We start from the raw sequence: 12,223 nt of genomic DNA on the forward strand, positions 1-12,223 counted from the left end.
CAGCGCGAGGCCACCATGAACAAGAAGGCACCTGAAGGTAACCATGCCCGGCCCAATCCAGTCGAAGGTTGCCCGCTGGCGGCGGCCTTTGCGGCCATCGGTGGCAAGTGGAAGCTCACGATCCTGTATTGGCTCGCGCATGGCGAGCTGCACTTCGCGGGCCTGCAGCGACGTGCTGCACCGATTTCGCACAAGGTGCTCGCCGAGCAACTGCGGGAACTGGAGGCCGATGGCATCGTCGATCGTGTGCCGACCGGCGCGGTGCCGGCGCCAGTGATCTACCAACTGACGGATTACGGGAAAACCTTGTTGCCTGTTGTCGAAATCGTGCGCGTGTGGGGTGAAGGCCACCTGCGGCGCTCGTCGTCGAAACCGCGGTCCGATGGCATGGGGTGCGGCGCGGGGATACCGTTGCAGCGTCGCGTTTGAAAGCTCGGAAGTCTTCGCGAGCGCAGCGGGGCTCTGCTGTTCAGCGGCGTGAAGCGACTCCTCCCTTCGCCAGGTACGACAGGATGGGCGGGCCTCCACGTCCATGTCCGAATCCGGCCAGTCCGGACCCTCCCGCGGTGCTAGCCTGCACCCATGTCGAACGTATCCCCCACCCATTCCGACTCGCTTCCCGACTGGCAGGTCTGCGAGCAGGCGCGCAAGAGTCGCGACCCGCGCTTCGACGGCCTGTTCTTTACCGCCGTGCCGAGCACACGCATCTATTGCCGTCCGGTGTGTCCGGCGCCCATGGCGAAGAAGGTCGCCTATTACCGCCATGCCGCAGCGGCCGAAGCCGCCGGTTTCCGTCCCTGTCTGCGCTGCCGGCCCGAGTTGTCGCCCGACGACGGTAGTTGGCGCCGCGGCGATGCGGCGGTGGCGCGCGCGCTCAAACTGATCGACGACGGCGCATTGGCCGAGCAGCCGCTGTCGGCGCTGGCCGAGCGCGTGGGTCTGGGCGAACGGCAGTTGCGGCGCCTGTTCGTCGACCGCGTAGGTGTGGCTCCTATCGGCGTGCACGGCACACGACGCTTGCTGTTCGCCAAGCAGTTGCTGACCGAGACGACGCTGCCGATCACCGAGGTCGCATTGGCATCTGGCTTCGGCAGCCTGCGCCGCTTCAACGATGCATTCCTCACTGCCTACCGCATGGCCCCGCGCGAGCTGCGCAAGCAACGCGACCATCAGCACCACGACGCCAGCCAGGCCCTGACCCTGCGCCTGGGCTACCGGCCGCCGTACGACTTCGCGGCGATGCTGGATTTCCTCCGTGGCCGCGCCCTGCCCGGCGTCGAAGTCGTCGACGCGCACGGCTACTCGCGCGTCATCGGCCCGATCGAACAAGCCGGCTGGTTGCGCGTGAGCGCCTGGCCCGGTGGCGAGCACGCGCTGAAGCTGGAGTTGTACGGTCCGGCGCCGGCGCGACTGCTGGAGATCGTGCAACGCCTGCGCCGCATGTTCGACCTCGATGCCGATCCACAGGCGATCGCCGCGGCCTTGTCGGGCGACGCCAGACTGGCACCGCTGCTGGCGAAACGGCCCGGGTTGCGCCTGCCCAGCGGCTGGGACGGATTCGAGATCGCGGTGCGGGCGATCATCGGCCAGCAGGTCTCCGTCGCCGCGGCGCGCACCGTCGCTGCGCGCCTGGCACAACGTTTCGGCCAGCCCCTGCCGCATCCGTTCGCACCCGGCCTGGAGCACCTGTTCCCGACTGCGCAGGCACTGGCCGATGCCGACCTGAGCGCGAGCGGGATGACCCGTGCGCGCGCCGAAACGGTACGCACCGTCGCACGCGCATTGCTCGACGACCGCGTCGACTTCCGCGCCGAGCGCACGCTCGACGATTTCGCATCGCGCTGGGTGGCATTGCCCGGGATCGGACCGTGGACGGCGCAGTACATCGCCCTGCGCGCACTCGGCCACCCGGATGCGTTCCCTGCCGAGGACCTGGTGCTGCAGCGCGCGGTCCCCGCGGACGGGTCGCGCCTGACTGCGAAGGCACTGACTGCCGCATCGCAGGCCTGGCGTCCCTGGCGCGGCTACGCAGTCATCCACTTGTGGCGCGACACGATGACGGCGCCGTTGCCGGCCGCGACTCCACCGGCACGCAAGCCGGCGCGCAAGACGACGGCGACCAGGCGCCGCGGCGCGGAAGCCACGGGCGCGACACCATGATCGTGCACACCACCATCGCCAGCCCGGTCGGCCCGCTGCTGCTTGCGGCGAGCGATGACGGCATGCACCTGATCGAGTTCCACACCCCGCGCCACCCGATGCGTCGCGATGCCCACTGGCGCGAAGGCGACAACGCGCTGCTGCGCATGGCCCGGCGTCAGCTTGGGGAATACTTCGCCGGCAAACGCCGCCAGTTCGAATTGCCGCTGGCGCCGCAGGGCACGCCATTCCAGTGCGAGGTCTGGCACACGCTGGCGGCGATCCCCTACGGCGAGACGATCAGCTACGCGCAACTGGCGCAGCGCGTGGGCAAGCCGAGCGCGGTGCGCGCGGTCGGCGCGGCCAATGGCCGCAACCCCTTGCCGCTGGTGTTGCCCTGCCACCGCGTGATCGGCAGCGACGGCAGCCTGACCGGCTTCGGCGGCGGTCTGCCCACCAAGCAGTACCTGCTGCAGATGGAAGGCGCCTTGCCCGCGGCCAGCGACCTCTTCGCCACCGCCCCGTAGGAGCGAGCTTGCTCGCGATCCACGTCGCCGCTAGGCCATCAACCGCGTCATCGCAGCACGGTAACGCGCGGCGATCGCATCACGCTGCACGTGATGCCCGCCTGCCACCACGCGTCGCCCGCCCACATGCACGTCGCGCACCAGGTTGCGGTTGCCGCTGAAGATCCAGCGATCGATCGCATCATTGGCGGTCAGCCCGAACAGCGGCGGCGCATCGGTGTCGAGCACGACCGCATCGGCGAACTCGCCCACGGCGAGGCGGCCGATGGCATGACCGGTCGACTGCCGCGCGCTGGCGGACACATCGCCCAGCAATGTCTCACCGACACTCGGTGACGCCGCTCGCACCGCGATGTTGCGGTGACGGGTGATCAGGCGCTGGCCGTACTCGAGCCAGCGCAGCTCTTCCACCGGCGACACCGAGATGTGCGAATCCGAACCGATGCCCCAGCGACCGCCGGCGGCAAGGAAGTCGCGCAGCGGGAACAGGCCATCGCCGAGATTGGCCTCGGTGGTCGGGCAGATCGCGACCGTCGCGCCGGTGCGGGCGATGCCCTGCACTTCCACGGCATTGAGATGGGTGGCATGGACCAGGGTCCAGCGCGCGTCGACGGCGGCGTTGTCGAGCAGCCATTCAACCGGCCGCGCATTGCGGATCGCCAGGCAGTCCTGCACCTCGCCGACCTGCTCGGCGATGTGGATGTGCACCGGCATGGCCGGCGGCAACGCGGCCAGCACCGCCTTCATCGCATCGGCCGGGACCGCGCGCAGGCTGTGCAGCGCGCAACCGATGTGCAGGTCGGGCGCGGCTTCCTCGCACAGCGTGTCGATCAATTGCAGGTAGGCATCGAGACCGTGACCGAATCGGCGCTGGCGTTCGCCCAGGGCGCGACCGTCGAAACCGCCGGTCATGTACAGCACCGGCAGCAGCGTCAGGCGGATGCCGGTTTCGCGGGCGGCGGCGATCAGTGCACGCGACATCGCCGCCGGATCGTCGTAGGGGCGACCGTCGGGCGCATGGTGCAGGTAGTGGAATTCGCAGACCGTCGTGTAACCGGCCTCCAGCATCTCGGCGTACAGCTGCGCGGCGACATCCTTCAGCAGCTCCGGGGTGAAGCGCGCGGCGAACCGGTACATCGTCTCGCGCCAGGTCCAGAACGAGTCCTCGGGATGGGTCTGGCGCTCGGCCATGCCCGCCATCGCCCGCTGGAAGGCGTGCGAATGCAGGTTGGCGATGCCCGGCACGATCCAGCTGGCACTGGCGGTGGGTTCGGCGGCGTCGACCGCGGCGATGCGGCCGTATTCGTCGATGTCGAATCCGGCATCGGCCTGCCAGCCGTCCGGGGCCCACAGCATCGCGGCGTCGAGTGTCTTCATGGAGCGGATTGTCGCCCGGTCGGCGCGCATTGGCGAATGGGCCAACCTGGCTGGTAAACATGGCTAGAATCGCCGGCATGACCGCAAGTACCCAACCGGCCTGGGACGGCATCGTCCTCGGCGTTTCGCTGGCCACGCTGGACTCGCCGCAGGGCTATGCCGAAATCAGCGATGGCGCGCTTGCCTGGAAGGGCGACCTGCTGACGTTCGTCGGCGCCCGCGCCGACCTGCCCGACGCACCGCAACGCCTTGCCCGCGAAGTGATCGAAAGCAAAGGCTGGATCACGCCGGGCCTGGTCGACTGCCATACCCACCTGGTGTTCGCCGGCGATCGCGCACGCGAGTTCGAGCTTCGCCTGCAGGGCGTCAGCTACGAAAACATCGCCCGCGCCGGTGGCGGCATCCTCTCCACCGTCGCCGCCACCCGCGCCGCGGACGAAAGCGAACTGCTGCGCCAGTCGCTGCCGCGCGCGCACGCGCTGATCACCGACGGCGTGACCACGCTGGAGATCAAGTCCGGTTACGGCCTCGATTTCGAGAACGAGCGCAAGATGCTGCGCGTCGCGCGCCGACTCGATCAGCTCGGCGTCGGCGTGCGCACCACCTACCTCGCCGCGCACGCGCTGCCGCCCGAGTATGCAGGGCGCAGCGACGACTACATCGACGCGGCCATCGAATGGCTGCCGCGCCTGCACCAGGACGGCCTGGTCGACGCGGTCGATGCGTTCTGCGAAGGCATCGGCTTCAGTCCGGCGCAGACACGCAAGCTGTTCGAGGCGGCGCGTTCGCTCGGCCTGCCGGTCAAGCTGCACGCCGACCAGCTCAGCGACCTGGGCGGTGCCGCACTGGCTGCCTCGTTCGACGGCCTGTCGGCCGACCACGTCGAGCACACCAGCCTGGACAGCGTGCGCACGATGGCCGCCCACGGCACCGTCGCGGTGCTGCTGCCCGGTGCCTTCCACGTCCTGCGCGAAACCCGGCTGCCGCCGCTGGATGCATTCCGCGAGCACGGCGTTGCCATGGCCGTGGCCACCGACTGCAACCCGGGCACCTCGCCGCTGCAATCGCTGCGACAGGCCATGCAACTGGCGTGCACGCATTTCCGCCTGACCCCGGAAGAAGCGTTGCGCGGCGCCACCGTGCATGCGGCGCGCGCGCTCGGGCTGCACGACCGCGGTGTCCTGCGCGTGGGGACGCGCGCCGACTTCACCCTGTGGGACATCCACCACCCCGCCGAGCTGTGCTACTGGCTCGGCGGCCGCCTGGCGCAGGCGGTCTATGCAGGTGGGCACCGCGTCATCTGAGTCACGGCTTCGGCATCACGTTCATCACGCTCAACTTGGGGATACAGCATGCGTTTTCCGTTCGTCTTCGGCCTGACCCTGTCCATGGCCGCCGTTCCTGCGCTGGCCGCCAGCAACGAGGCCGCGCAGCGGCTCGCCCAGGATTCGATCATCGTCGACACGCACATCGATGCCCCCGGCGAGCTGATGTCGCACTGGGATGATCTGGGCGTGGCGACACCCGGCAAGGAGTTCGACTATCCGCGCGCACGCCAGGGCGGGCTCGGCATTGCGTTCATGTCGATCTACACCTCGCCTGACCAGGACAACGCCGGCACCGCCTGGCAGAGCGCCAACACGCAGATCGATGCGGTCGAGGCGATGGTCGGCCGGCATCCGGACAAGTTCGCCAAGTTGACCTCGCCCGCCGACGTGGCGCGCCTGCGCAGTGGCGGTCGCGTGTTGCTGGCGCTGGGGATGGAGAACGGTGCGCCGATCGGCGCCGACCTGTCGCAGCTCGCGGCCTTCCACAAGCGCGGCGTGCGTTACATCACCCTTGCCCACAGCGAGAACAACCGCATCAGCGATTCGTCCTACGCGCTGCAGAAGAAGTGGGGCGGGCTGAGTCCGTTCGGCGAGAAGGTCGTTGCCGAGATGAACCGCCTGGGCATCATGGTCGATGTCTCGCACTTGTCGGATGATTCGATCCGCGACGTACTCGCAGTCACCGACGTGCCGGTGATCGCCAGCCATTCGGGCATGCGTCATTTCACTCCTGGCTTCGAGCGCAACATCAGCGACGAGCTGGCCAAGGCGGTGGCGGCCGAGGGCGGTGTGGTGCAGCTGGTGTTCGGCACGGGCTTCATCGATGCCAAGGCGGCGGCCGATCTGCAGGCTTCGTTCCAGGCGGAAGCGGACTTCGATCGCGAGAATGCGGCGCTGGTCGCGGCCGGCAAGCCGGCGCGTTCGAAGGACGATTTCGAGAAGGCGTGGAAGGATGCGCATCCGACGCCGGTCACGCACATAGACGCCGTACTCGATCAGATCGACTACGCGGTCAAGCTGATCGGCATCGACCATGTCGGCATCGGTTCGGACTTCGACGGCGTCAGCGGCAACCTGCCGGTCGAGCTGAAGTCGGTCGCCGACTATCCCAACCTGGTCGCCGGCCTGCAGGCACGCGGCCACTCCGATGCGGACATCCGCAAGATCCTTGGCGGCAACCTGCTGCGGGTGTGGACGGCGGTAGAGAAGGCGGCGACTTCGCGCTGAGGCCTGGAGCTTGCGTCTGCGGAGCGGCGGCGTCCGCCGGGCCGGGGATTGCTCCGCCCTTAGTCGGACATCCTGTCCGAATGCGGGGCGTGGGCCATCCATGGCCCACTGCTGCGCAATCCCCGGCCCGGCGGATGACGCTTCGGCATTTCATTGCATGGTCTTCGGTGGCCCTCACCCCAACCCCTCTCCCGCAAGCGGGAGAGGGGCTCCTGAATGGGAGAAGGGCTCCCACCGTCATTGGAAGACCGTCATCCCCGCGAAGGCGGGGACCCAGTGACGTTGCTCTACACCGTCATTCCCGCGAAGGCAGGAATCCATGGACGTAGCACTCGCGAGCGGGACTCAGAGCCACAAAAAAGCCCCGCCGGAGCGGGGCTTTTTCGTTCGGAACAGCGCCGGGGCGCTTATTCCTTGGAAGCGGCCTTCTTGGCAGGAGCCTTCTTGGCAACCGGAGCCTTGGCCACGGTCTTGGTCGCCTTCTTGGCGACCGGCGCAGCGGCATTGCCGGTGGCCTTGGTCACGGTCTTGCTGCTGCGGGCGTTGCCGTAGCTGGAGTTGTAGCGCTTGCCTTTGGCGGTCTTGCGGTCGCCCTTACCCATGGTCGTGCTCCTGGAACTATCGAAAATCCGCACGAAGGGTGCGGCGTTATAAGAATGCGCGGCCGCAAAGTCTATCACGCGCCCGCCCACGGCCCCCATCTTCCCGATCCGGCCCCGCAACGCCCCCACGCCGCATCCCGGCGAGGGCCAGCACGACGAGCAAGGAGCCCAACGGGAGCAGAGCCCCCTTAGTAAGGGGGCGCCCCGGCAGGGGCAGGGATTGGAAGACAAGAGCCGGGGCCCAAAATTTGCTTCAGCAAATTTTGGGATTGACCTCAATGCGCAGCAGTGAGGTCAATGCACGCAGGTGGCATCGTGTATGTGACCCAGGCGTAGGTTGGCCAAGTGCCCCAGTCCCACCAGCGTGCCGCCCAGGGTCATCGTGATGGCATGCGGGATCAGGCTTTCATGCAGCGGGCGGTACAGCACGCCGAGCCACAGCAGCAACAGGCCGGGCACGACCAGCGAAAGCGCCCGCAGGCCATGGTGGCGGCGATAGCCCCAAAGCGTGCTGAAGAGCCCCAGCCCGGTGGCGAAGATCACGAAGCCCGCCTCGAAGCTGCTGCCCAGCCAGCTCGCCACGCCCAGCGACGGCAACGTCGCAATCAGCACCGGCAGCAGCGCGCAGTGGATCGCGCACAGCAGCGAGCCGAAGGCGCCAAGGCGGTCGAGCAGTCGGCGGGGGCGGATTAGTGGCATGAGCATGACTTCCGGGGGAGTGCGACAACCTTGGTTGTTATAATATAACATTCCACGGAATCCGCCACGCCACTTTACCCGAACCCATGCCAAACCGCCGCATGCCCCGCCGCCTCCCCCTCGCCCTCGCCCTGGCCCTGGCCATCGCCCTCCCCTTCGCCACCCAGGCCGCCCAGCCCGCCGACGCAGCCGATCAGCACGATCACCAGCAGCCCACCGACCTGGCCGGGGTCGAGGTCAAGGCCACGCCGCTGGCGGGCACCGCCGAGGACCTGGCACGGCCGGTGGAGGTACTGGCCGGCGAGAAGCTCGACGAAATGAAGGCGAACTCGATCGGCGAGACCGTCAGCAAGCTGCCGGGGGTGCAGAGCTCGTATTTCGGTCCGGGCGTTGGCCGGCCGATCGTGCGCGGCTTCGATGGCGCCCGCGTGCAAGTGCTCAGCGACGGCCTCGGCTCCGGCGACGTGTCCACCGTCAGCGTCGACCACGCGGTCACCGTCGAGCCGTTCCTGGCCGACCAGATCGAGGTGCTCAAGGGCCCGGCGACCCTGCTCTACGGCAGCGGCGCGATCGGCGGCGCCGTCAACGTCGTCGACGGGCGCATCCCCGAGGCGGTGACCGACGAGCCGCTGCAGGGCCGCGCCGAACTGCGCGGCAATTCGGTCAACGACGAGACCACCGGCATGTTCCGCCTCGACGGCACTTCCTCCGGCGGCGGCTTCGTCTTCCACATCGACGGCCTGCATCGCGAGACCGGCGACTACGACATCCCCGGCTATCCGGAAAGCGCCCAGCGCATGGCAGAGGAAGGCGAAACCCCCGACCCGGCCGAGAAGGGCACGTTGCCCAACAGCGCGGTGCGCACCGACAGCGGCGCGCTCGGCGTGACCTGGGTCGGCAGCCGCGGCTTCCTCGGCGTCGGTGCCAGCCTGTTCAACACCCGCTACGGCATCCCCGGTGCCGCGCACGAACACGCCGACGAATCCCCCGGTGCGCCGGTCGAGGAGGAGGAAGGCCCGGTCACCATCTCCATGGACCAGCACCGCTACGAACTGCGCGGCGGTCTCGACAACCTCGGACCGTTCAAGTCGCTGCGCGCCAAGGTCGCACGCACCGAGTACACGCATACCGAGTTCGAGGGCGAGGAAACCGGCACGGTGTTCGAGAACACCAGCACCGAAGGTCGCGTCGAACTCGTCCACGAGCCGCTGCTGGGCTGGGACGGCGCGGTCGGCCTGCAATGGGGTCAGCGCGACTTCGAAGCCATCGGAGACGAGGCGTTCGTGCCGCCGTCGAAGTCGAACGACGCCGGCCTGTTCTGGCTCGGCGATCGCACCTTCGGCGCGTTCAAGGCCGAGCTCGGCGCACGCCTCGATCGCAACAAGATCGACGTCGACAATGCGATCGCGATCGGTCCCGACCGCGATTTCGACACCAGCAGCCTGTCGGCGGCCCTGAAGTGGGACATCAACCAGTCCTGGCACCTGTCCTTCGGGCTCGATCGCGCACAACGTTCGCCGACCGCCGAAGAGCTGTATTCCAACGGCCTGCACGTCGCTACCTCGAGCATCGAGCTGGGCTCGCCCGAACTCGACGCCGAGACCGCCAACCGCGCCGAGATCGGACTGCACTGGCACAACGGTCCGTTCAAGCTGGGAGCCTCGCTTTACCACGTGCGTTATGACGACTTCATCTACCTCGCCGACACCGGCATCGAGGACGCCGACGGCCCGGTGCGTGTGTGGACGCAGGACAACGCGCGATTCAACGGCGCCGAAGCCGAGGCCAGCTGGAACTTCGCCGACAGCGCGGGAGCCGACTGGGAACTTCGCATCTTCGGCGACATGGTGCGCGGCGAACTCAGCGGCAGCGGTACGCGCGAGTTGACCTTCTCGGTGCCGCACGGCGATCACAGCGACGAGTACACCATCGACCTCGCCCGCGGCGGCAACCTTCCGCGCATTGCGCCCGGCCGTGTCGGTGGCGAAGTGCGCTGGGAGCGTGGCCAGTGGCGCGCCTCGCTCGGCGCGGTGCGCTACGCCAAGCAGGACGACGTGGCCGAGTTCGAGACCGCAACGCCGGGATACACGCTCGTCGATGCGCACGTGGCCTGGCATGCCGACACCGCCGCCGGCAACGCGTGGGAACTGTTCGTCGACGGCAACAACCTGCTCGACGAGGAAGCCCGCGTGCACACGTCCTTCCTCAAGGACGTCGCCCCGCTGCCCGGCCGCGGCTTCGCCTTCGGCGTACGCGCGTTCTTCTGACGCACGCCGCAGACGCACGCGCATCCGCACCGTCACCGCACCCGCATCCGCATACCGTCATCCCCGCGAAGGCGGGGACCCAGCGACTTTCAAGCAACATCAACGGCAAATGCATCCCGGCGTTCGCCGGGATGACGGCACAAGCGGCAAAGGGTGACCGGACTGACCGGCTGCGGGCCTGGATCCCGGCGTTCGCCGGGATGACGGGACACGGGATGACGGGACAGGGGACGAGTGAATGATCGTTCGCGCCATCACCCCGTCATCCCCGCGAAGGCGGGGATCCATGGACGTTCCACTTGCCATATGGAGATAGCCTTTCCGTTTTTCCAAAATAGGTGTATATGCACCTTTATGGAAACCCCTACCCACAGCCAATGCACCTGCTTCCGTCTGCGCAAACTGGCGCGGCTGGTCAGCCAGCGCTACGACCGCGAGCTGGCCCAGGTCGGCATCAACATCAACCAGTACTCGATCCTGCGCCGTGCCAGCGCCCGCCCGCGGGCCTTGGGCGAACTGGCCCGTGAACTGGGGATGGACCGCACCACGCTCAGCCGCGACGTGAAGCCGCTCATCGCCGCCGGCTGGGTCGAACTGGCCAGCGGCGAGGATGCGCGCCAGCGCCTGGTCAAGGTCACTGCCAACGGCAAGCGCCTGGTGGCTCGCGCGCAGCCGATCTGGCGCCAGGCCCAGGACGCGATCGAGGCCAGCATGGGCAAGGCCAACATGGACGCCCTGCATGCGCGTCTCGACCAGGCCGCACATTCGCTCGACAGCGGAGCTCGCGCATGAGCACCGCAATCGCGCAACCCCTTCCCCACGCCATGACCCGCTACTGGCCGCTGGTGCTGGCGGCGACCGCCATGCTGATGATCACCATGGGCGTGCGCCAGTCGCTGGGGCTGTTCGTCGCACCGATCGGACGCAGCACCGGACTGGGCGTGGCGCAGATCAGTTTCGCCCTCGCCGTCGGCCAGTTCGTCTGGGGCGCGGTGCAACCGGTGTTCGGCGCGATCGCCGACCAGAAAGGCCCGGGGCGCGTGCTGGTCTTCGGCGGTCTGCTGCTGGCCGTCGGCATGGTGCTGGCGCCGGTACTGGACTCCTCCTGGGGCCTGCTGCTGACGGTTGGCGTGCTGTCGGCCGCAGGCGCAGGTGCGGGCAGTTTCTCGATCCTGATCGGCGCGACCGCACGGCACATGCCCGCCGAGAAGCGCTCGATGGCGGCTGGCGTCATCAATGCCGGTGGCTCGTTCGGGCAGTTCCTGTTCGCGCCACTGGTGCAGGCGGTGATCAGCGCGGCCGGCTGGGCGGCCGCGATGTGGACACTGGCGCTGTCGGCACTGGCAACGCTGCCGCTGGCCTGGCCGCTGCGACGTCGCGCCGAGGACGACGCGACGACACACTCTCAGGCTGCTGCCGGGATCAGCCTGCGCCAGCAGTTGCACATCGCCCTGCGCGATCGCAGCTACTGGTTGCTGCACCTGGGCTTCTTCACCTGCGGCGTGCATATCGCCTTCCTGGTCACGCACCTGCCGGGAGAGATCGCACTGTGCGGTTTGCCGGCGAGCGTGTCGGCGATATCGCTGGCGCTCATAGGTCTGTTCAACGTCGCCGGCAGCCTCGGCGCCGGCTGGCTTGGCCAGCGTTACCGGATGAAGCATCTGCTCGCGGCAATGTACGCCAGCCGCGCGGTGATGATCGCGATCTACCTCGTCTCGCCGCCGACGCCGCTGACCTTCTTCGTGTTCTCGGCGGGACTCGGCCTGACCTGGCTGGCCACCGTGCCGCCCACCGCCGGCCTGGTCGGCAAGCTGTTCGGTCCGCGTTACCTGGGCACGCTGTTCGGCCTGACCCTGCTGTCGCACCAGCTCGGCGGTTTCTTCGGCGCCTGGGTCGGCGGTCTGGTGATGGAACGCTTCGGCGACTACAGCTGGATGTGGTACGCCGACATGGCCCTGGCGGGCGCGGCGGCGGTTGCCAACCTGCCGATTCGCGAGAGCCGGCCCGTTTTGCAGCCAGCGGCAGCGTGATCCTCAAAAGCAGCAATTGCCATTGCC

11 protein-coding genes are annotated in these 12,223 nt (G+C 68.2%); 8 read left to right on the top strand and 3 right to left on the bottom strand.

Annotation, left to right across the window (positions count from 1 at the left end; all coding sequences use genetic code 11):
* Positions 1 to 15 precede the first annotated feature (15 nt).
* From AC3A3X_RS15410 to AC3A3X_RS15420, 3 genes are all read left to right on the top strand, one after another.
* Entirely contained in the window at positions 16 to 429 is a 414-nt protein-coding gene (locus AC3A3X_RS15410; protein WP_487583902.1) for a winged helix-turn-helix transcriptional regulator, read from the top strand.
* A 153-nt stretch (positions 430 to 582) separates the two neighbouring features.
* Positions 583 to 2,160 carry a DNA-3-methyladenine glycosylase 2 family protein gene (locus tag AC3A3X_RS15415; RefSeq protein ID WP_487583903.1) on the top strand — a complete coding sequence of 526 codons (1,578 nt, stop codon included), beginning with the start codon at positions 583 to 585 and terminating at the stop codon, positions 2,158 to 2,160.
* On the top strand, positions 2,157 to 2,666 hold the full coding sequence (locus AC3A3X_RS15420; RefSeq protein ID WP_487583904.1) for a methylated-DNA--[protein]-cysteine S-methyltransferase: 510 nt from the start codon (positions 2,157 to 2,159) through the stop codon (positions 2,664 to 2,666). Before AC3A3X_RS15415 ends, AC3A3X_RS15420 begins: the two co-directional genes overlap by 4 nt.
* A gap of 30 nt (positions 2,667 to 2,696) precedes the next feature.
* On the opposite strand, the gene AC3A3X_RS15425 is transcribed toward AC3A3X_RS15420, so the two are convergent.
* Positions 2,697 to 4,043, bottom strand: a complete 1,347-nt coding sequence (locus AC3A3X_RS15425) for a formimidoylglutamate deiminase (RefSeq protein ID WP_487583905.1) — start codon at positions 4,041 to 4,043, stop codon at positions 2,697 to 2,699.
* Between the two features lie 77 nt (positions 4,044 to 4,120).
* Here AC3A3X_RS15425 and hutI point away from each other — a divergent pair, with 77 nt between their 5' ends.
* Complete coding sequence (gene hutI, locus AC3A3X_RS15430) at positions 4,121 to 5,347, top strand: imidazolonepropionase (RefSeq protein WP_487583906.1); 1,227 nt, start codon at positions 4,121 to 4,123, stop codon at positions 5,345 to 5,347.
* Positions 5,348 to 5,395: 48 nt separating this feature from the next.
* Positions 5,396 to 6,598, top strand: a complete 1,203-nt coding sequence (locus AC3A3X_RS15435; RefSeq protein WP_487583907.1) for a dipeptidase — start codon at positions 5,396 to 5,398, stop codon at positions 6,596 to 6,598.
* A 407-nt stretch (positions 6,599 to 7,005) separates the two neighbouring features.
* Here the strand turns inward: AC3A3X_RS15435 and AC3A3X_RS15440 are convergent, their stop codons facing one another.
* A complete protein-coding gene (locus tag AC3A3X_RS15440) occupies positions 7,006 to 7,200 on the bottom strand; it encodes a 30S ribosomal protein THX (protein ID WP_487583908.1) in 195 nt (64 codons plus the stop codon).
* Positions 7,201 to 7,494: 294 nt separating this feature from the next.
* Positions 7,495 to 7,899, bottom strand: a complete 405-nt coding sequence (locus tag AC3A3X_RS15445) for a MerC domain-containing protein (RefSeq protein ID WP_487583939.1) — start codon at positions 7,897 to 7,899, stop codon at positions 7,495 to 7,497.
* A gap of 101 nt (positions 7,900 to 8,000) precedes the next feature.
* On the opposite strand from AC3A3X_RS15445, the gene AC3A3X_RS15450 reads away from it, so the two are divergent.
* The 3 genes from AC3A3X_RS15450 (at position 8,001) to AC3A3X_RS15460 (ending at position 12,196) form a co-directional block, all read left to right on the top strand.
* Positions 8,001 to 10,166, top strand: coding sequence for a TonB-dependent receptor (locus AC3A3X_RS15450; protein WP_487583909.1), 2,166 nt, complete (start codon positions 8,001 to 8,003; stop codon positions 10,164 to 10,166).
* Between the two features lie 354 nt (positions 10,167 to 10,520).
* Complete coding sequence (locus tag AC3A3X_RS15455; RefSeq protein WP_487583910.1) at positions 10,521 to 10,958, top strand: MarR family winged helix-turn-helix transcriptional regulator; 438 nt, start codon at positions 10,521 to 10,523, stop codon at positions 10,956 to 10,958.
* On the top strand, positions 10,955 to 12,196 hold the full coding sequence (locus tag AC3A3X_RS15460) for an MFS transporter (protein WP_487583911.1): 1,242 nt from the start codon (positions 10,955 to 10,957) through the stop codon (positions 12,194 to 12,196). Before AC3A3X_RS15455 ends, AC3A3X_RS15460 begins: the two co-directional genes overlap by 4 nt.
* Positions 12,197 to 12,223 lie beyond the last annotated feature (27 nt).

The sequence above is a fragment of the Lysobacter sp. Soil_N_23 genome (assembly GCF_057656135.1).